The following is an 18,930-nucleotide window of genomic DNA, read 5'->3' on the forward strand; positions in this document are numbered from 1 at the left end:
GTAATACGTTAAGGTGATACTTATCAAACACCCATTTAAGTTTACCTTGCGGATATGATTTTGCGTTTAATTATATGATGCTGACAGGCAGCGGAAGAGGCTCAACCAGATAGCCTAGGTTAATTTAATCTATTCGAAGTACCGCCATTGCAGGTAGGTGCACAGCCCTTCAAGTTCAGGGAAAATGGTAAATGCGTTTACACCTACGGTATTAAGGTCTGTTCTGATATCAACCAGCTTGTCGGCCGGAATCTTAACTTTAATAAGCTTATCGGCATAACTGTCACTCTCATTCATATAGCGTTTATGTAACAATTCTTCCGATGAAGGAACACTGAACACGCCGGATTGATTGTTGATCCGTTGTTTGATAATGCGCGGCCTGAAAATCTTCGTTTGCTTCACATCAAAAGGGCTTACTTTTTCTATGTTCAAATCAAAGTCTTTCTGGTGGGCCATTAGTATCCACACTACTGAATAGGTACTGTTTTCTTCGTCGCCGTAGCTTTCACCTGTAGCAAACCAAAGGGCTGTTAGTGCATTGTTAGACCAATCGAGCAAGCGGGTTGGTAAACCAAAGTGCTGCCCCAAGGTTAAATAATCCCAGTCATCCATTGGGCTATGCCCTTCAATAAGTAATGGATTGGTTCGTTTAAATTCATGCAAAAGTAGCTGTTCTACCTGTAGCAGTTCGCCTTTAGCTTTTAACCGGCAAATTTTGGGAATGAGCGGATAGTCGGCCGTTTGTCCCCTGAATAAAAAATCTTCAAAGTTACCATCGCTTATATTTTCTTCCTTGCTTAACTTAATTAGCTTCAGATAATCTTCAATGTTATCAACCTCTACTTCCCTCATAATTATGCCAGATTACACAATGCCTAATATTGTTTTTGCCAAACCAATCATGTGCTCGCTGCCGGTGTATTTGCCATATTCGTCTGAAAGTTTTACCACCTCTGTCCATTCGCCATTATGCGGACAAGCCTCGGTCATTTTTATCACAATGTTCATTGCCTGTGGCCCAACATCATTAGTAAAGTTTGTACCAATACCAAATGATATGCCCACGCGGTTGCGGCAGTGTCCGGCAATACGCGCTACCTTATCATAATTTAAAGCATCTGAAAAGATGATAGTTTTGGTTAAAGGATCGATGCCTAAACTGTTATAATGTGCAATTACCTGATCTGCAAATTGCAAAGGGTCGCCGCTGTCATGTCGTACGCCATCAAAAAGCTTAGAGAACATTTTATCAAATTGCTTAAAGAATACGCCGGTCGTATACGTGTCTGATAAAGCAATACCTAAATCGCCCCGGTATACCTGTACCCAATGCTCAAGCCCCAGGGCATTAGCCATTTTAAAACCATAACGGGCCGCATGGAACATAAACCATTCGTGTGCATGCGTACCGATAGGCTTGGTTTGATGAAGCATGGCCATGTGTACGTTGCTGGTGCCCACAAAGCTGTCTGTTCCGTACTGCCTCAATGCTTGTACAACCATGCGTTGCACTTGGTAGGAGTGCCTGCGCCTGGTGCCAAATTCGGCCACGTTAACACCCAGAGCAGTATACCTATCAATCTTTTCCTTAGTGCGCTCTGTAACCTCTTCATTGCTGATCCGTTCGGTATGATTGAGCTTGTAATACAACTCGCATATGAGCGACATAATGGGCACTTCCCATAAGATGGTGCGGTACCATAAACCTTCAATGTATACCTGAAGCTCGTTGTCATGCTGCTCTATCTGTACCTCTTCGGGATTGTAACGGTAGCCTTCCAAAAAATCCAGATAAAGCGGATCGAGGTAAGGGCAGCTAACACGTAGAAAGTTTTTTTCTTCGCGGGTGAGCTGTAGGTGGGCCATATCATTTACAGCCTCACGCAGGGCTTGTGCAAACCCCGGCGGAAAGCTGTGCTTGCCGCGGTTAATGAACTGGTAACGAGCCTTGGCGTACGGAAATAATCGAATAACACCCTGTTGCATTGTGAACTTGTAGAAATCGTTATCTAAAAGTGATGGTAATGAAACCATTGGGTGTGTAGGCATAAAGGTTTACATTTAAAAGAAAACCCATTCTGCAAGAGTGTTGCAGAATGGGTTAATAATTAAGATTTATGCTGTTAAGCGCAATTCGTCAAAAAAGCTGTTTAAGGCTTTATCTAACGATGGCAGAAGCATTCCGCGCTGGCTTTTTAGTGCGCTGTACTTCGGTCTTACCGCCCGGTAATCCATTGAGTGCAGGGGTACCGGGGTTATTAAATGAGCACTGTAACCAGCCCGTTGAGCCAGTTCAGTAGCAAAATTAGCCCAGCTTTCGCTGCCGTGATTGGCCAGATGCCAAATGCCGTATTCGCCGTCAATTAATAAGTTAAGTGCGGCATTTACCAGATCGGGCACATAAGTTGGCGAAACAAAAACATCATGCTCAGCCATAATGGATGTACGGCTCTTTAAATTGTTGAGTACACTGATTACATAATTGTTTGAATCCCATGCACTAAACAAAGCGCCGGTGCGTACAACTAAAGCCGACGGATCATTTTTTAATACACACTCCTCTGCCAGGGCTTTGCTTTGGCCGTAAATGTTAAGTGGTTTAACCAGGTCATTTTCCAGATAGTGTTCGTTCTTTTCGCCATCGAAAACTAAATCGGTTGAAAAGTTGACTAATTTAATGCCGTACTTCCCGGTAAAATAAGATAAGTTTTCGGCACCCTGAGTATTTAACTCATAGCAGCTGTTACACGCAATTTCGGCATGGTCGATCTGCAAAAAGTCGGCCGTGTTAATAATAGCCCATGGCTTAACGTCCTTTATAACCCGTTCAATTTGGTCGCGGTTAGTGATATCAAGCTCTGTTTTACTGAGCATTTTAAACCTGATGTTTCTTAGCTTACATACCCGTGCGAATGCATAAGCCAGTGAGTTTGATTTGCCTACGATTAATAATGGTGAAGCGACCGGTTCGGTGCTTTTGATAAGCTGATGAGCCGAATGGTTATATAGCACCCTTATTTCTCTTTCCCACCATCCCTTGCCATTCATTACCGGATGATTGAAATCTTCACCTTTTGAAAGACATTGAAGCATCTGCGTTAATGCGGTAGCGCGTGGATAGCCCGATAGCACATCAAAAACGCCAGGTTCATAATCGCCGTTGGGCTGGGTAAGCAGCCTGTTCCAGCCGAATGAACCTAAAAGGGCCCAAGCAGTTATGCCCCTAACATCTACTTTTTCATTTTCGAGTTTTACTGCTGCATCCCAAATCGTTTTAATCCAGCGCAATTGTTCTTCACGTGTACAGTGCAGGTGTACCTCGGTTATGGCCATTGGCTGATGATACCGCTCCCAAGCCTCTCTAAGCAGCGCATAAATTCCGGAAGCCTGTGCATTGCCAACGCGCAGTACTTCTACGTCGGCATAGGTGTGGCGGCCGTTGCTGCCGTGCGTATGTTCCGGAAAACGATCTATATTTTCATCCAGATAACGCTCTGATGTAAGGTAATAGTTGAATCCAAAAATATCCGGTGTGCAAGGGTTCTCAGTAAAGAATGTTAATTCTTCAGCATTTATGCCGCTATCAATAATATACCTGTACAGTGCGTGCGACGGTGTAACCTTTCCACACAACAAATCAAAACTTAACCACCGGCGGTGGTTCTCAAAGTCGGCTTGGTATTTAAGCAGTGGTGTGCTATGTATCTTACCCAAATCTTCGGTTTGCACCAGTTTGGCGTTCGGATTTACCTTACGTATAGCCCGCATTGCCAAGGTAGTAGCTTTGCATTCATTAATAAGAATTTTTAGAAAGCTTTTGTCGCCGGTTCCGTGCGGATGCCATATACCATATAGCCCGCAAAAGCGCGCGGTTGTTAATGGTTCGTTTACAGGTGTGTAATAATTTATCCAAGGAAATTCTTCGGCAACTTTTCCAGCATATTCTGCAAGTCCGTATACAAAGGAGTCTTCGAGCATATTTACGTAAGCGGGGCCGCTGCCGTGGTGTACTAATCCTGCAATAGGATCTATGTTATGCTCTTTTAGTAGGTTTAGCTTATTTTTAGTGTCTGTCCAGTCGATTTTTATATTACTATCTGGCTGGTGTTTTTCCCATAATACTGGGTATCTTAATTTTTCAACGCCCAGTTCGGCAAATAGTTTAATGTCTTCAGGTCTGTTGTAGTGCCCCGAATAGGTCAGTTGATCAATATAACTATCACTGACACGGTTGATCGTACACTCGATACCACCCCAAATTTTCATATATAAGAACTAAGTTAAACAATAGCTACATAGCTATAACAACTACAGCTATGTAGCGAATTAGTTTATTTACAAGCGTACTTGTAAGCGTTTTTGTTAAAATGTAATCTTTTAACTGGCTACAGAAATGTTGTTCTTACTACGGGCAACATTTAGAATGTGTTTTTGCATTTGCTGATGCGTCATATCCCAGGAGTTAAGGGCAAGGAAAGTATCGACTTTTTTGAGCCATTGTTTTCTGTCAGCAACGGCCAGTTCCTGATCAATAGCCAGCACAAACTCCTGAGCCGTTACGCCGATGTGCACCAGGTTTTTGGTGCCATAAGGGTTCACCACATCTTTGATAGGGGTGGATACCACCGGTATGCCTGCTGCCAGGTACTCAGGCGTTTTAGTTGGACTGATAAAGCGGGTGGACTCATTTAGCGCAAAAGGAATCAGGGCTACATCCCAGCCCGACAGGTAAGCTGGCAGTTCCTTGTAGGTCTTTTGTCCCAGATAATGGATATTAGCATTCTTGGGCAAAGTAGCCGGGTCGATCTTTACAACCGGGCCTATCAGCATGATCTGCCAATCGGGTCTGGCATCAGCAATACCGCGAATGAGTTCAATGTCAAAGCGCTCATCGATCACCCCGTAAAAGCCAAGCTTGGGACCTTTAATCCCTGCCTGATCTTGCGGCTCTGCTTTGGCTTTGCGGGCCTTGGCAAAGTGTTCCTTTTCAATGCTGGAAGGGAAGGGGTAGATGTTGGCATGCTGATTTTTTTTAGCCTCGTACAGTGAGTGACCACCGGTAAAGACTACATCAGCATACTTCATGAGCTTCTTTTCCATGTCTTTAAGCGCTTTAGGAGCATTCTTAAAGGCAGAGAGCTCGTCCATGCAATCGTATATGGTCACCTTAGGCGTATGTTTTTCGGAGAAAGACATGGCCATGGGTGAGTAGTACCAGAAGGCAAAGTCTTCTAAGTCCTTGTCCTGTAAAAACTGATTAAGCAGGCTGCCCACGGTGCTGGTCACTTCCTGTTCAGAAAGGCCGTGCGGCAGGTGAGGTACGCCTACAAAAATGTTGCCCTCGCGTGGTGAAAAAGAAAGGCTGGCCTCGGAGCAGTCCTCAAAAAGCGGCTCTTCTAAAAAGTAAACTTTAAAGTAGGCAGCAAAACGGCTCAGCAAATGTTGTGGACGCTGGTACACAAAGTCCCAGCGCAAATGTGAAAAGCATAGCAGGTTAGTTGGTAATGTATTTATTATGTTTTTCATAGATAGATAAAGGGTATTATAACTTTACATTTTTAATAGCAATTGGTATGCCCATGTTTACTTAAAACTTAAAGGAATATCAATTTACGCAAATAAACACGTAAAAAAATTTGATAAACAGGTGTTTATACGTAGTCCGGCATGCACGTGTCAATACGCAATTTGTATCCTAATTGTATAAAAATTAAACTAATCTGAAGTAAATAATGTTAGTTAATGTCGAGAAATAGCTACATCCTAAATAATATTTAATAACAATAATTAGTTTTTGATAGTTATGGAAGAAAATAACACCTGTCCGGTGCCAAATGGTACATTACTTATAATAGGTGGAGCCGAAGCCAAAGAAGATAATCAGGAAGCCGAGAAAAACGACAGCCGGTATAGTATAGGCATGGAAGTATTATCTTGCTTTGTAAACTTGCTTGAAGCTGAGCATGCTATTGTTGAGGTAATAACTTCGGCATCATCTTCTGAACCGGAAGAGTCATTTAAGAACTATGAACGTTCTTTCAAGGATTTGGGTGTTTACCAGATAAATCACATACATCATGATAACAGGGCAGATGTTAAGTTAGATGAGCTTGAAGAAAGGCTTACTGCCGCACACGGCGTTTTTATTGCCGGTGGTGATCAGTTGAAATTAACGGCTGTATATGGTGGTACTGATGTACTATTATTGTTAAAACAGCGGTACATACACGATAGGTTGATCATTGCGGGTACAAGCGCCGGCGCCATGGCTATGTCCACCCCGATGATATACCAAGGCGTTGGCCGGGATGAAATGATTGCCGGCAATGTGAAAATTACAACCGGGCTGGAGTTTTTGCGTGACGTATGTATTGATACCCACTTTGTAAACCGTGGGCGCTTTGTACGTATGTCGCAGGTTATTGCTACTAATCCAACCTCTATTGGTGTAGGTATTGAAGAAGATACCGCTATGATTGTAAGGAATGGCAAGGAGGCCGAAGTAGTTGGCTGCGGCGTTCTTATTGTTATAAATGGTTACGAAAGCCATGGTACAAACATTCATAATCATGGCGATGACGAGCCTTTAACCATACGCGGGCTTAATGTTGATATCCTATCTAAAGGCGAGAAATTTATTATCCCTGAGCTTAACCCCCCACATAAGTAATTTGGAGATATAGGGCGGTGTAATAAAGCGTTGTTACGCCGCCCTAATAATCATCTTGCTTTATTTTAAATATGGCTTCCTCAGGTATTTGAAATGTTTTTTAACTGGCAAGCCAGGCGACTGTCGGGCTCGGCATCTTATAAAATGTCAAGCGTTTGCATTTCGTTTGGATTAGGGAGCGGTAACAAGTTTAGTACCTGTACAACCTGTACATGGCACGTGGCGCATAGGCCCTTACCGCCGCAGGTGGCCAGAATATCATACCCCGAAGCTTTAATGATTTCCATAAGATTATCCAGGCTATTTGTATTTAGGCCACCACTTTGCAAGTAATAGCTGTACCCTCATTAGTGGTAACCACAGAAGAGCCGTACTCTTCACAACGCAATGATTCAACCCGTTCGCCCAATGTAAAACCGGGATGGAACGAATCAATTTGCTCAATAAGCTTTTCTACTAACTCCTGTGCTTTAATAACCGGGTATCCGGGTATGTCATAAATCGGCTTATGTGGATAGATCTCTGCCAACCGGCCGCCGACTTGAGGGAGTGCATCTATAAGATGGCAACGCATTTTAAGCAATCCAGCTTCAAAAACCGCAAATAAGCCAACAGGACCGGCGCCAATTATGCAGATATCTGTCTTTATCATGAGCTATGCTTTAATTTAAAGTGCATTTCACGAGAAGGATGTGCGGGCATCTTGAAATTTCTTAGTCAGACGTCCTGCAAAAACTTCAAATAAACCGAATGCCAGGTATGGCCATCGCGTGCTGTCAGAGAATCCGAACAGCCAAGGCGTTATGATCAGGAAAGCGCCTGTATATACATCCAGTGTTAAGTGCGTAGGAATTGAAATCTGCTTAACAACGCCAGCCTCATAGTTAGTGAATATGGCCATTAATAGCAGCAAACATCCCATGATTATGATCACCCATTGGGCTGCCGTGCCGTTATTATATTTAAATAACCATGGCGAGGCAACAAAGAGTATTCCGCTCATATAATCTGTTATACCGTGCACTTTTGTTGAAATTACTCTCATACTACCTTTCTTTTAGTTTACTATTTGCGATGTCAATCGCCTTATTAGTCCGGCTAGTATATTTCATCGCCAAAAGATTGTAGAAGGCGTGATGACGAAATCATTTACAGCAGAGCAAGGGTGCGTACCATAAAGATTGTTGATGTATTCAAATGTTAATCAAAGGTTAATAGGTTTTGTTTTGAAAATCTGATTATTGGGGTTTTGCCGCCAGCTATAGCACCTCACAGGTAAGAATTCTGTTTTCTGCTAATTTTTAAAACCCTTTGTTGTTTCTTAAAGTTATTGTTGTATTAACTATTATATAAATAGTTTTCAGCAATATTAACACACAACTTATGGGAAAAGATAAGAACGGCGGATACGTTCCACCAAAAGGTAAACCATCCGGAAGTGGTAGAGAGACACATGGATTAAAAGACGCATTTGCAGCAATTGATCCGGAAACCGAGAACGAAATAGCAGCTAAATACACTAATGACCATACCGATGAACTGGCTAACGGAGTACATGTAAGGCATGTAAACCGAAACCTGCACAAAGGTGAGGATTTAGGAGAAAACAATAACAGTAACAACGGATAACCATATCAAAAACAGATGGAATTAATATCAAAAGAAGAGTTCAAAGAGCTGATAAATTATCATGGTAATAATTGCATCTCCATTTATATACCCACACACCGGGCAGGTGTTGAGGTGAATGAAAAACAAGATGCTATTGTTTTAAAGAATGCATTGCAGGCAGTGAATGCCGATTTGCAAAAGAAAGGGCTTAATTCACAAACTATTGAGCAACTGTTAAAACCGGGCTTTGAGTTGTATAACAACGAAATTTTCTGGAACAGCCAGCTCGATGGGTTGGCGGTGTTTATGGCCGATGACTTTTTTAAGGTTATACAATTGCCATTTGCAGTAAACGAAGAATCCTATCTGAACAACTCGTTTTATATTAGTCCGCTTTTGCCGGCCATAACTAATAATGAGGAGTTTTATTTACTGGTGCTGAGTAAAAGCGACGCTATCTTTTTTCAGGGTAACGCCTTTGGCTTGCAGCGTTTAGAAGTAGAAGGCCTGCCAAACGGCATGGATGATGTAGTGCACTTTGAAGAAAAAGAAGATCAACAATTATTTAGGCAAGGCGGTAAAGGAGGCACAGGCAGTGCAAGCTTCCACGGCCACGGCGAGGGGCAGCTTGATGATAAGGCTAATCTAGGCATTTACTTTCAGGAAGTGGATAAAACGCTGTTTACTGAAGTGCTGCATGATAAACATGTACCTTTGGTACTTGCTGGTGTAGAATACCTGATACCTATATATAAAGGGGTAAGCAAATATAACAATATAGCCAATGAGGCTATAACCGGCAGCCAGGAGCACGAAAGTCCGCATGTACTGTTTACTAAGGTGCGCGAAATTTTGGAGCCCTATTTTGAACAGGAAACAAAAAAACGGCTCGAGAACTACTATAACCAGATCGCAACACCGCTTACTTCGTCAATGCCCGATAAGGTTATTCCCGCAAGTTTTTATGCGCAGGTGTCTGACCTGTTTATATGTAAAGGCGAGCATATTTGGGGAAGGTTTAATGAGGTCGATAACCAACTGGAAATTCATGCCGAAAAGCAAGATGGCGATGAGTGTTTGATAAACCAGGCCGCTGCGAAAACGTATGCCAATGGTGGCTCGGTATATTTATTAGAGAGAGAACAAATGCCTAAAGAAAGCATTATAGCAGCCTTTATGCGGTACTAATTTGATAGGTTAAAAAGGCGGTATATTACCGCCTTTTTATTTAAATGAAAGGAGAGGAATTGTGGAACAAGAAAACGATCAATTAAACGAGCAAGGTGCCAACCCTTATAATGAAAAGGAAGGTTTGCAGGACGCCCATCAAAGCGGGCAGGAAATTAGAGACGGTGCACGCAATGAAGACCAGTTAGATAAGATAAAAGCATCGGTGCCTAAAGGCGGGCGCGATGCTTATCCGGAGCAACAGGCCGGCACGCCACCTAATACGTACCTGTCTTCTGAAGAGAACCCGGAAGAGTAGTTGGGAAGTAGATCCATATAACGTAAAGGACTAGAGCACATTCGCTCTGGTCCTTTTTTTGGGAGGCTTATTGTTCGTTACGCTTGTAGCTTTCTGTTTAATTGGTCAATTGCATCAACAATTTGCGGCAGTACATCGTCGTCCAGCTTTTCGTCGGCATCTTGTTTCCACTCTCCGTCTTGTTCGTAAAAAACTGCGTATTTGCCGTCAATACCTATTTCATATAAGTGCTTGCCCTGGTAAATACTGGGCTCTATAGTAATGGCCTTAATTGCGCCGTTAATATCAATGTTTAATTTATGCTTCATGTAATATTACTTATTTAAACTTTTATTAATGTTATTCAACCGCGTTAGTCCATTTACAGTCGTGGCAATTTGGGCATTCAGCTTTTTCATCAAAAGGCTTGTTTTGTGTTAAACCACAGGTTTGGCAAACCAGTATCTCATCATGCTTTTTAAAAAGCTTGTTAAAGTCTTCATCCCATCTGGGTATGATAGATAGGCCAGGCTTAGCATTGGCCTCCTGTATTAGCGTAAAGGCACCATTAGCTTCAATATAAAGTCTTTTTACCTTACCTAAATGTTTAATTCCGGATGAGCGCAGCTGAGCTACCAAACGTTCGCGGGTTAACCGCACTTTTTTCATAGTCTTTAAATCCATCACCGAATCCTTAACCACAACGTCGATATTACCATTTGTAAACTGCTCAAATTCCTGATTATTAAACGCCTTACCCGCCACCCAACGGCCAATATATACCACCACAATGCCTATCACGAGCGCTGGCAGCAATCCGCGGTCGGGTGCTTGCAGTGGTACACCAATGCCTGCAGCAAGTGTAACCATAGCAGCTAGTTCAACTCGCCCAAGCTGTGATGACATACGCTTGCCCAGCAGGCGCATGCACACCATCAACAACAAATAGAAAAAAGCGGCCCTAATAACCAGCTCAATATAAAATCCTGCCGGCACATCGCCTACCAGTATGCGGGTCCAGTCTGTTAATTTAAAATCTTGAGAGTTCATTTTAAATGTCAGTTTACAGCATTAACCCATTCATCATGCCCGCAATCTTCACATGGAGCAGCTGAGTCTTTTGGCTTAACGTAGCCGCAGTTTACACAGGCTAATAGCATAACCTGTTGTGGTGTTGCTGTTGTAGCCTGGTTTGTACTTTTTAAAATATCCTGATCGTCTGGTGGTAACACAGGTAAGCCTGGCCGTGGTCCATCTGATTTAATAATGCTGAACAGGCCACACGCTTCCAGGTAAATTCGATCAACAATGCCCAGGTTAAATATTTCCTGCTGCCTGAGTTCAGAAAATAGCTGCTGTTTTGATACCCTGTCTTTCGCCATCTGGTCAATTTGCATAACGCCATCTTTAACCAGCAAGCTGCTTTTACCTTGTAGTATATCTTCTATTCTCCCGTTCCTGAAACCCAGCAGGCTAATACCTCGTTGAAAGCCCACAGCACACAATAGCAATACCACGCCCTGTATTATACCACGGTCGGGCATTTGCATCGGTACCGATACAATGGCACCCAATGTGAGCATTACCGACATTTCCATAATGGTCAGTTGTCCGCTCATGCGCTTACCCAGCCACCGTACAATAAACAACAGTACAATGTATATAACCAGCGTACGGATAAATACTTCCAGCAAAAACTCAGGAGGTGCCTGCCCAAAAAGGATACGCTGAATGTCTGCCAGATGTATTTCCTCTTTTTTCATATAACACTTATTCTCGTAACGGGCTATTTAAATTGCAGTAAGTATGAAAAAGGATCGATAAGAGACGTGTAAGATTAACAACAGTGATTTGTTATGGTTTCTTAATAATTAAACTATTAAGTTTCTTATTAATTCAGGAATGGTGTTGAATACAACCCTAAGGAATGAAACAATTTGAGACGATTAAAAGTTGACTTATAATTCAAGTCAATTACCAATTAACATACCTATGCCAACTAATAAAACCAAACACTCGTTCCTATACCGCAACGGCTTAACCTTATTTTTTATGGCGCTGTTTATTGTCACCTTAGGGGCGCAGGCCTTAACAGGCTGGAAGGAGAACAATCAGGAAATGAAAGATATAGGCGGACAAGAAATCGGGTTCGTTTCTTACTTAGGAACCGGCCATTTCCTGTCGGCCACGTTCGAAAATTTCCAGAGTGAATTTTTGCAGATGGGGATGTATGTGCTATTGACTGTTAGCCTAAGGCAGATAGGCTCGGCCGAATCTAAAAGCTTGGATGAGGAGGAAGATGTAGATAAGGAGCCACAACCAGCGCCCGATGCGCCCGGACCGGTCAAAAAGGGCGGATTTATTCTAAAGCTCTATAGCAACTCTTTATCACTATGCTTTCTGATACTGTTCCTGATAAGTTGGGCGCTGCATTTGTACGGCAGTTGGGTTGACCACAACGATCACCAATTGCTAATGCATAAACCGCAGGACAGTTTAGCCAAGTTTTTGACAGAGCCTACCTTTTGGTTTGAGACTTTCCAAAACTGGCAAAGTGAATTTTTATCTATTGTTTCTATCGTATTCCTAACCATTTACCTGCGTCAGAAGGGGTCGTCAGAGTCGAAACCGGTTGATGCACCACATATGAAAACAGGTAAATAACCAATAACTATTGTATAAACTATGAATCAAACGTACTTTTTTCCATTCTTAGTACTTAGCTTGTGCTGTGCAAGCTTTGTAAGTACAGCTAACGCGCAAGCACTTGATACTACCCGTAAGTCATATTCTATTTTTAAACCCATGCCTAAGCAATTAGAGCGGGAAGAAATGGAAACTGACAGACCGAACGTAACCGAAACGCCCCATACTGTTGATGCGGGCCATTTCCAGTATGAAACCGATTTGGTTAAGCTTACACGCGAAACTACGGAAGAGAGTAAGCAACGCCGCTGGTTGGTAAACCAGGCTAATTTAAAATTTGGCCTACTGAAGAACACAGCCTTGCAGGTGATTGTACAAAGTTATGGTAAGGAAACAAACACAGAACTAATAGGCGGTGATAAAGAAACAATGTCGGGTTTCGGCAACATAACGGTGCGCCTAAAGCAATGTTTATTTAACAATTATGAAGGTACGTTCAGCATGGCGCTTATGCCTTACGTTAAATTTCCTACTAACCGTTATTCAGACCAGCAAAAATATGAAGAAGGTTTGCTGGTGCCTATGCTGATAAAACTACCTCACGATTGGAAGATTGGACTACAGGTAGAGGGCGACTACATGAATGACGAGGACGAGCAGGCCCGCCATGCCGAGCTACTGCAATCGTTCGTGATAAGCCATGTACTTTTTAAAAAGCTGGAGGTATTCGGAGAGACGTTTTATACCTACAACTTTAAAGAGCATAAAATGAACAACTTTATTAACACTGCTCTGGAATTAGAAATAACCCCCGACTTTAAGGTAGATGCAGGTCTAAACTACGGTATTCAAAAATCGGCACATAAGGATTACTTTGTGGGGCTGGCATTCAGGTATTAGCACTTATTGTTATGAAAATAAAAGACGTTTTAACGGCCAACCTTGTAAGTACTACGCTAATGACACTTTTTAGTGAGGCGGTGTCTAAGGCAGATGGCAATACCTATAACGAGGCTAAGATATTGGGCGAGTTATTAAATCGTATTACACCGTTAAATAAGCGGCAAGCACAAATAGCGGGTTGGATTGGGCATTACAGTGTAGGTGTTGGCTTTGCAGGCGTTTATGCCGCCTATCTGGAAAAGGCAAAAGCAAAGCCAACCTTGGTAAACGGATTAGCTTATGGTGCTTTAAGTGGATTAGCAGGTGCATTCATATGGCATGCCACATTTAAGGCGCACCCTAACCCGCCCGGCGTTAACCTGAAAACCTATTATAAACAGCTTGTGTTAGCCCATATTGTGTTTGGCTTATCGGCCGCGGTGGTTTTAAAAAAGCTGGAAAAATGAACAGTAGCTGGTTAATGTACATAATTTATTAACTGTTTATACCTGCCACGTAATTTGTAAATTTGAGTATTTGTTGTTTACTTAGGTAACCAATTGTAAGTGCTTTCCGGAGCAATTGGCTTACCTATAAGCAACCATGTATAAAATCATCTTCGTTTTTGTATGCCTTTGTACAAGCGCTGCTGCCCAGGTATGGAAAGCCGATAAGGGTGATGGAACTTATAAAAATCCGATCATCTATGCCGACTACTCCGACCCGGATGTAATAAGGGTGCACAATGATTATTACATGGTGGCATCCAGTTTTAATTGCCAGCCCGGTGTGCCGGTTTTGCATTCTAAAGACTTGGTAAACTGGCACATCATTAACCATGTTTATAATCGCCTGCCGTTGCAGCGATATAATAAAATGCAGCCAGGGCAAGGCTCATGGGCTCCATCCATTCGTTATCATAATGGCTTATATTACGTTTATTTCTGCACACCCGAAGATGGCTTATTTATGGCTACAGCCACAAACCCTGCCGGTAAGTGGACCATGCAACTGGTACAGCAGGTAGGTAATTGGGAAGATCCTTGTCCGTTTTGGGATGATGATGGGCAGGCTTATTTGTTACATGGTGTGGTAGGGGCAGGTCCGGCCGTTCTGCATAAAATGTCGGCTGATGGTAAGCATCTGCTTGACAATGGCCAGATAATTTATCGCAATGATAAAAAGCAACCGGTATTGGAAGGGTTTAAGTTTATGGATAAACGTAATGGCTACTACTATTTTTCGGCGCCGGCAGGCGGTGTAGCCACGGGCTGGCAATCTGTTTTTCGCTCAAAGAATATTTACGGGCCTTATGACGATAAGGTTGTTTTGCAGCAAGGAAATACAATAGTGAATGGGCCACATCAGGGTGGGCTGGTACAAACGCAAACCGGACAGTGGTGGTTTATTCATTTTCAGGATAAAGATGCATACGGTCGCATAGTGCATCTGCAGCCAGCAATATGGAAAGATGGCTGGCCCGTTATAGGCAGTGATGCGGATGGCGATGGAACCGGCGAACCTGTCTTAGTACACAAAAAGCCCGATGTTGGCGATGCTCATGTGCAGGTAAATATGCAGGAATCTGATGAGTTTTCATTACCAAAGATGGGCCTACAATGGCAATGGCAGGCAGCGCCGCAAAGTAATTGGTATAGCTTGACCGTGCGTAGAGGCTTTATGCGCTTAAGCGCTGTTGCTAATCCTACAGATAGCGGCAGTTTGTTTTATACGCCTGGTATATTGTTGCAAAAGTTTATGGCTCCTTCATTTAGCGTTACTACCAAACTGCAGTTTAACCCGCAAATGGTAGGAGATAGGGCGGGCCTTACAATAACCGGCAACGCTTATACTTTGCTCTGTATCGAAAAGCTGGCCACTGGCAATAGCTTGGTTATTTATAGTGGTAAGCGTGAAAATCGTAAGTTTTTGATGCCTGTAAAATTGGTTGCACTTCCTGTTAACAAGCGAACCGTATGGTTTAAAGTTACAGTGAACGATGATGCTAAATATCAATATGCTTATAGCCTGGATGGCAAAGCCTATGAAAGTATCGGGCAAACTTACCAGGCCGAAAAAGGTACCTGGATTGGCGCTAAGGTTGGTGTTGTATGTTTATCCCCAAGTTTGGTGCGATCAGCAGGCTATGCAGATTTCGATTTCTTTAAAGTAAATCCCTGACACATTGAATATGAAATACCCACTTCGGAGTGCCTTATTGCTATTAGCCGTAATGGTAATGATGATTACCAAAGGGCTTGGGCAGGATATAAAAACCGGCATATCTGTTCATGATCCGGTGATGATAAAGCAGGATTCGGTTTATCACTTATTTTGTACAGGGCAGGGCATAGCGCACTGGTCGTCGATAGATATGGTGCACTGGAGAGCCGAAAAGCCGGTGTTTGACAAGCCGCCTGCATGGGCAATCGAAGCTGTACCCTCCTTTAAAGGGCATATATGGGCGCCCGACATATCATTTTATAATGGCTTGTACTACCTTTACTATTCGGTTTCGGCTTTTGGCAAGAATACTTCTTGTATTGGAGTAGCCACTAATAAAACCTTGAATACGTCAAACGTTGAATACCAATGGATCGATCACGGAAAGGTTATACAATCTATACCCGGAAAAACCAATTGGAATGCGATAGACCCGAATTTAGCCATTGACAAAAAAGGTGCCGCCTACCTGGCTTTCGGATCCTTTTGGGCCGGTTTAAAAATGGTAAAACTAACTAAGAACCGGTTATCATTAGCGCAAAATACAGATAACCTGCCAACCATTGCTTCAAGGATAAGGATTAAGCAAGGCAATAATCCAGCAGCCATTGATGACAACCCTAAAGATGCAGGTGGTAACGCCATAGAAGCGCCGTTTATATTTAAGAAAGGTAAGTACTTTTACCTTTTTGCCTCGGCCGATTATTGCTGTAAAGGTCCTAAAAGTACTTATAAGATGATTGTAGGCCGGTCTAAAAAGTTAGCCGGCCCTTATTTAGACAAGAGCGGAGAGCGGATGGACAAGGGTGGCGGCACCCTGTTGCTTGAAGGGGACCAGAATTGGTACGGCGTAGGGCACAACGCCGTCTGCAAATTTGACGGCGCCGATTACTTGGTTTATCATGGTTATGATGCTGCCGATAAAGGTCGGTCAAAGCTCCTCATTAGTAAGATAACCTGGCTCAATGGCTGGCCCGAGGCTAAAATACCAATTGTTAATTAGGCGCTTTATTTAGATATCCGGTAATTTAAAGTAACCACAAACTGCCTGAGGGGCCTTACATCAAACAGGTTAAACTGCCACGGATTAAGATAGCTTACCTGGTTGGTTAAATTCATTACATTTAACTGGGCACTAATCTGTTTAAATTTGTAGCCCGCTGCAACATCGACGGTATAACTGGCTGGTATCTTTAAATTAGCATCATTGGTTAAACTGGAAAAGAAGCTGTCTTTATAGAACACGCCGGCGCCAAAGTTGAATCCCTTAAGCAACTTCACAGGCTCATAATTTAACCAACCGTTAGCAGTGTACTTAGGTGCATTGGGCAGCCTGTTTCCGGTAGGATAGCCTGGGTCTTCAATTACCCGGGTTTGCGTATAGGCCGCGCCGGCCGTTATTGACAATGCCGGAGACAGTTTACCATCCATATCCAGTTCTACTCCGCAGCTGCGATGATGGCCCTGGTAGTAAACGTTATATTCATCGTAATTAGGATTAACCGCATCAAGGTATACATAGCCGTATGGGTTATGCTTGTTTATTTCGTAAATACTGAGCGTTACTCCCAGACTGTTGTTAAGCAGGTTTGCTTTGGTGCCGAATTCGACCTGGGTACTGCTGGTAGCAGGTGGTGTGGCATATTGTTCAAAGTTTGTCGCAAAAATATCAGGTGAGTTTATCTCAAAGCCCTTGGAATAAGAACCGTAATACGAGATCCAGGTTTGCGGCTTATAAACTAAACCCACACGTGGCGTTAATACGTTTTTGGAGATAATATTATCAGTATAACCCTCATACACCGTTCCGGGCAGTTCATCCTGGTAATAGTGGTTGCCTTGCCGTGTTTTTCCGGCGCGCAACCCTAAAAGGAGATGCAGCTTTTCATTGAAAAACATTACCTGATCCTGCAAATAGATACCTGACCGCGCTATTATTGACTCGTAGGGGCGGTAAGGAAATGTTGCAGGCTCGGGGCTTGGCGTTACGCCGTAAACAGGTGCGTAAATATTGTTTATATCAAAAGGGATTAATGCGCCGGCGTACGTGTAACGGTAATGAGTAGATTGATATTCAAAACCCACTAATAAGTTATGCTTTAGTGTTCCGGTATAAAAAGTGCCGTTTACATCGGCAGATATTGTGCCGTTGTTGGCTTTTTGATAGAAATCATATTCCCGGCGCTGAAAATCTCCGTTTTCATCGGGCTGGTCAAACCACATACCGAACGGGCGGTTTGTGCTGTGGCCGTAAAAGCCGGTAGCCTTTAAGCGCCATGTTTTACCCAGTTCGTAACTAATGGTAGTTAAATAACTTTGATCATTATATAAATATTTACGCGATGGTTCCCCCAGGTAAAGTGACGAGCTTAGCTTCTTTAAACCTTCAATGGTGCCATCAGGAGACACTAGTCCAGCATCATCTGTAGACTTAGATTTTTTGAATACAGCTTCTACGTTTACAGACAGCTTGGGCGTAATATCCCATGCCAGGGCAGGTGCAATAAATGCGCGTTCAGATGATACAAAGTCCCTGAAACTGTCGCTGCGTTCAAAAGATGTATTTAAACGGAAGCGAAGTGAGCGTGCGCTATTGAGTGGACCGGTTATGTCTAAAGCTGGCCTTAAAAGCCCCCAGGAGCCTGTTTTGAAATTTAAATTGGCCATGAAGGTAGCCAGTGGTTTTTTGGTTACAAAGTTTAGCACACCACCGGGGGCAACATCACCAAAGAGGATTGACGTGGGCCCCTTTAAAAACTCCACCTGCTCAATATTATCGGCATAGTTATTACCCCAGTTCCATATCATTGACCCGTTAAGCCTGTAATTCTGCGCATCGTTTAAATCAAAGCCACGGGCATTAAAGAACTGCGAGGAGCCGGTACCAGCATAGCTGCCGGTAAAATTTAGTCCGCTTATATTGCGGGTAATGGTAGGTAAATCAAAAGCTGCTTGCTGGTTAATGGTTTTTTGCCCAATTACTGTTATAGCTTGTGGTATATCCTGTATTTGTGTAACCATGCGTGTGGCAGTAGCACTTTTTACTTTTACACCTGATACAATAACCTCCTTTAACAGGCTGCTATCGCGCAGTAGGGTAAAAGGTATATTGATAGACTTGCCGTCAGTCACATTTATATTCCGCTCCACTGGTAAATAACCCATGAGCTTGGCTAAAACGGTGTATCTACTCGTAGGGATTTTTAAGAGATAGTTGCCCTTTTCGTTGGTGGTAGTCTCATAAGGTGTGCCTTTTAGCGATAAGACAACATAGGATAACGGTTGGTTTTGAGCATCGGTGATTTTACCTGATATTAAACCTTTGTGATCTTGGGCATGGACAAAAGAATTTAAAAGTATTACCGCAATTGCAGTTAGTAAAGGCTTCATGAAATAAGTAGAGATTGCTAATAAGATTGATTTTAGTAGT

General features: G+C 42.9%; 20 protein-coding genes. 9 read left to right on the top strand and 11 right to left on the bottom strand.

The window, feature by feature from the left end; genetic code table 11:
- Nucleotides 1–129 precede the first annotated feature (129 nt).
- The 4 genes from ABDD95_RS04295 to ABDD95_RS04310 form a co-directional block, all read right to left on the bottom strand.
- Nucleotides 130–855: an FRG domain-containing protein gene (locus ABDD95_RS04295; RefSeq protein WP_345950670.1), complete on the bottom strand. Its 726-nt coding sequence runs from the start codon at nucleotides 853–855 to the stop codon at nucleotides 130–132.
- Between the two features lie 12 nt (nucleotides 856–867).
- Entirely contained in the window at nucleotides 868–2,052 is a 1,185-nt protein-coding gene (pncB, locus tag ABDD95_RS04300; protein WP_345950671.1) for a nicotinate phosphoribosyltransferase, read from the bottom strand.
- Nucleotides 2,053–2,118: 66 nt separating this feature from the next.
- Nucleotides 2,119–4,269, bottom strand: a complete 2,151-nt coding sequence (locus ABDD95_RS04305; RefSeq protein WP_345950672.1) for a family 1 glycosylhydrolase — start codon at nucleotides 4,267–4,269, stop codon at nucleotides 2,119–2,121.
- Between the two features lie 111 nt (nucleotides 4,270–4,380).
- On the bottom strand, nucleotides 4,381–5,529 hold the full coding sequence (locus tag ABDD95_RS04310) for a glycosyltransferase family 1 protein (protein ID WP_345950673.1): 1,149 nt from the start codon (nucleotides 5,527–5,529) through the stop codon (nucleotides 4,381–4,383).
- 277 nt (nucleotides 5,530–5,806) lie between these two features.
- Between ABDD95_RS04310 and ABDD95_RS04315 the strand changes: the two genes are divergently transcribed.
- Entirely contained in the window at nucleotides 5,807–6,673 is an 867-nt protein-coding gene (locus ABDD95_RS04315; protein WP_345950674.1) for a cyanophycinase, read from the top strand.
- A 137-nt stretch (nucleotides 6,674–6,810) separates the two neighbouring features.
- On the opposite strand, the gene ABDD95_RS04320 is transcribed toward ABDD95_RS04315, so the two are convergent.
- From ABDD95_RS04320 to ABDD95_RS04330, 3 genes are read right to left on the bottom strand one after another with little or no spacing between them, the layout of a single operon-like run.
- Nucleotides 6,811–6,960: a 2Fe-2S iron-sulfur cluster-binding protein gene (locus ABDD95_RS04320; RefSeq protein WP_345950675.1), complete on the bottom strand. Its 150-nt coding sequence runs from the start codon at nucleotides 6,958–6,960 to the stop codon at nucleotides 6,811–6,813.
- 23 nt (nucleotides 6,961–6,983) lie between these two features.
- Entirely contained in the window at nucleotides 6,984–7,325 is a 342-nt protein-coding gene (locus ABDD95_RS04325) for a hypothetical protein (protein WP_345950676.1), read from the bottom strand.
- Between the two features lie 27 nt (nucleotides 7,326–7,352).
- Entirely contained in the window at nucleotides 7,353–7,676 is a 324-nt protein-coding gene (locus tag ABDD95_RS04330) for an SPW repeat protein (RefSeq protein WP_345950677.1), read from the bottom strand.
- 380 nt (nucleotides 7,677–8,056) lie between these two features.
- Between ABDD95_RS04330 and ABDD95_RS04335 the strand changes: the two genes are divergently transcribed.
- The 3 genes from ABDD95_RS04335 to ABDD95_RS04345 all read left to right on the top strand — a co-directional run bounded on the left by ABDD95_RS04335 (nucleotide 8,057) and on the right by ABDD95_RS04345 (nucleotide 9,770).
- Complete coding sequence (locus ABDD95_RS04335) at nucleotides 8,057–8,302, top strand: hypothetical protein (RefSeq protein ID WP_345950678.1); 246 nt, start codon at nucleotides 8,057–8,059, stop codon at nucleotides 8,300–8,302.
- A gap of 15 nt (nucleotides 8,303–8,317) precedes the next feature.
- Nucleotides 8,318–9,472, top strand: coding sequence for a hypothetical protein (locus tag ABDD95_RS04340; RefSeq protein ID WP_345950679.1), 1,155 nt, complete (start codon nucleotides 8,318–8,320; stop codon nucleotides 9,470–9,472).
- 61 nt (nucleotides 9,473–9,533) lie between these two features.
- Entirely contained in the window at nucleotides 9,534–9,770 is a 237-nt protein-coding gene (locus ABDD95_RS04345; RefSeq protein ID WP_345950680.1) for a hypothetical protein, read from the top strand.
- Nucleotides 9,771–9,847: 77 nt separating this feature from the next.
- Here the strand turns inward: ABDD95_RS04345 and ABDD95_RS04350 are convergent, their stop codons facing one another.
- The 3 genes from ABDD95_RS04350 to ABDD95_RS04360 are packed head-to-tail and all read right to left on the bottom strand — an operon-like array spanning nucleotide 9,848 to nucleotide 11,512.
- Complete coding sequence (locus ABDD95_RS04350) at nucleotides 9,848–10,078, bottom strand: hypothetical protein (protein WP_345950681.1); 231 nt, start codon at nucleotides 10,076–10,078, stop codon at nucleotides 9,848–9,850.
- A 31-nt stretch (nucleotides 10,079–10,109) separates the two neighbouring features.
- Nucleotides 10,110–10,799 (bottom strand): YetF domain-containing protein, encoded by a 690-nt coding sequence (locus tag ABDD95_RS04355; RefSeq protein ID WP_345950682.1) that lies wholly within the window; start codon nucleotides 10,797–10,799, stop codon nucleotides 10,110–10,112.
- Nucleotides 10,800–10,807: 8 nt separating this feature from the next.
- Nucleotides 10,808–11,512: a YetF domain-containing protein gene (locus ABDD95_RS04360; protein WP_345950683.1), complete on the bottom strand. Its 705-nt coding sequence runs from the start codon at nucleotides 11,510–11,512 to the stop codon at nucleotides 10,808–10,810.
- A 229-nt stretch (nucleotides 11,513–11,741) separates the two neighbouring features.
- On the opposite strand from ABDD95_RS04360, the gene ABDD95_RS04365 reads away from it, so the two are divergent.
- The 5 genes from ABDD95_RS04365 to ABDD95_RS04385 all read left to right on the top strand — a co-directional run bounded on the left by ABDD95_RS04365 (nucleotide 11,742) and on the right by ABDD95_RS04385 (nucleotide 16,503).
- A complete protein-coding gene (locus ABDD95_RS04365) occupies nucleotides 11,742–12,413 on the top strand; it encodes a DUF6766 family protein (protein ID WP_345950684.1) in 672 nt (223 codons plus the stop codon).
- Nucleotides 12,414–12,434: 21 nt separating this feature from the next.
- Complete coding sequence (locus tag ABDD95_RS04370; protein WP_345950685.1) at nucleotides 12,435–13,295, top strand: transporter; 861 nt, start codon at nucleotides 12,435–12,437, stop codon at nucleotides 13,293–13,295.
- A gap of 11 nt (nucleotides 13,296–13,306) precedes the next feature.
- Nucleotides 13,307–13,744, top strand: a complete 438-nt coding sequence (locus ABDD95_RS04375) for a hypothetical protein (RefSeq protein ID WP_345950686.1) — start codon at nucleotides 13,307–13,309, stop codon at nucleotides 13,742–13,744.
- Nucleotides 13,745–13,880: 136 nt separating this feature from the next.
- A complete protein-coding gene (locus ABDD95_RS04380) occupies nucleotides 13,881–15,458 on the top strand; it encodes a glycoside hydrolase 43 family protein (protein WP_345950687.1) in 1,578 nt (525 codons plus the stop codon).
- Between the two features lie 10 nt (nucleotides 15,459–15,468).
- The gene (locus ABDD95_RS04385; RefSeq protein WP_345950688.1) at nucleotides 15,469–16,503 is read left to right on the top strand and encodes an arabinan endo-1,5-alpha-L-arabinosidase; all 1,035 of its coding nucleotides are present in this window, start codon (nucleotides 15,469–15,471) and stop codon (nucleotides 16,501–16,503) included.
- A gap of 5 nt (nucleotides 16,504–16,508) precedes the next feature.
- Here the strand turns inward: ABDD95_RS04385 and ABDD95_RS04390 are convergent, their stop codons facing one another.
- A complete protein-coding gene (locus ABDD95_RS04390) occupies nucleotides 16,509–18,890 on the bottom strand; it encodes a TonB-dependent receptor (protein ID WP_345950689.1) in 2,382 nt (793 codons plus the stop codon).
- Nucleotides 18,891–18,930 lie beyond the last annotated feature (40 nt).

This window comes from Mucilaginibacter sp. PAMB04274 (assembly GCF_039634385.2).
Lineage (GTDB): Bacteria > Bacteroidota > Bacteroidia > Sphingobacteriales > Sphingobacteriaceae > Mucilaginibacter.

Coding starts and splice junctions, on each gene's coding strand:
- ABDD95_RS04365 (WP_345950684.1), top strand. CDS start 11,742: ATGCCAACTAATAAAACCAAACACTCGTTCCTATACCGCAACGGCTTA.
- ABDD95_RS04325 (WP_345950676.1), bottom strand. CDS start 7,325: ATGATAAAGACAGATATCTGCATAATTGGCGCCGGTCCTGTTGGCTTA.
- ABDD95_RS04340 (WP_345950679.1), top strand. CDS start 8,318: ATGGAATTAATATCAAAAGAAGAGTTCAAAGAGCTGATAAATTATCAT.
- pncB (WP_345950671.1), bottom strand. CDS start 2,052: ATGCCTACACACCCAATGGTTTCATTACCATCACTTTTAGATAACGAT.
- ABDD95_RS04355 (WP_345950682.1), bottom strand. CDS start 10,799: ATGAACTCTCAAGATTTTAAATTAACAGACTGGACCCGCATACTGGTA.
- ABDD95_RS04310 (WP_345950673.1), bottom strand. CDS start 5,529: ATGAAAAACATAATAAATACATTACCAACTAACCTGCTATGCTTTTCA.
- ABDD95_RS04370 (WP_345950685.1), top strand. CDS start 12,435: ATGAATCAAACGTACTTTTTTCCATTCTTAGTACTTAGCTTGTGCTGT.
- ABDD95_RS04350 (WP_345950681.1), bottom strand. CDS start 10,078: ATGAAGCATAAATTAAACATTGATATTAACGGCGCAATTAAGGCCATT.
- ABDD95_RS04375 (WP_345950686.1), top strand. CDS start 13,307: ATGAAAATAAAAGACGTTTTAACGGCCAACCTTGTAAGTACTACGCTA.
- ABDD95_RS04295 (WP_345950670.1), bottom strand. CDS start 855: ATGAGGGAAGTAGAGGTTGATAACATTGAAGATTATCTGAAGCTAATT.
- ABDD95_RS04335 (WP_345950678.1), top strand. CDS start 8,057: ATGGGAAAAGATAAGAACGGCGGATACGTTCCACCAAAAGGTAAACCA.
- ABDD95_RS04360 (WP_345950683.1), bottom strand. CDS start 11,512: ATGAAAAAAGAGGAAATACATCTGGCAGACATTCAGCGTATCCTTTTT.
- ABDD95_RS04380 (WP_345950687.1), top strand. CDS start 13,881: ATGTATAAAATCATCTTCGTTTTTGTATGCCTTTGTACAAGCGCTGCT.
- ABDD95_RS04390 (WP_345950689.1), bottom strand. CDS start 18,890: ATGAAGCCTTTACTAACTGCAATTGCGGTAATACTTTTAAATTCTTTT.
- ABDD95_RS04315 (WP_345950674.1), top strand. CDS start 5,807: ATGGAAGAAAATAACACCTGTCCGGTGCCAAATGGTACATTACTTATA.
- ABDD95_RS04305 (WP_345950672.1), bottom strand. CDS start 4,269: ATGAAAATTTGGGGTGGTATCGAGTGTACGATCAACCGTGTCAGTGAT.
- ABDD95_RS04320 (WP_345950675.1), bottom strand. CDS start 6,960: ATGGAAATCATTAAAGCTTCGGGGTATGATATTCTGGCCACCTGCGGC.
- ABDD95_RS04330 (WP_345950677.1), bottom strand. CDS start 7,676: ATGAGCGGAATACTCTTTGTTGCCTCGCCATGGTTATTTAAATATAAT.
- ABDD95_RS04385 (WP_345950688.1), top strand. CDS start 15,469: ATGAAATACCCACTTCGGAGTGCCTTATTGCTATTAGCCGTAATGGTA.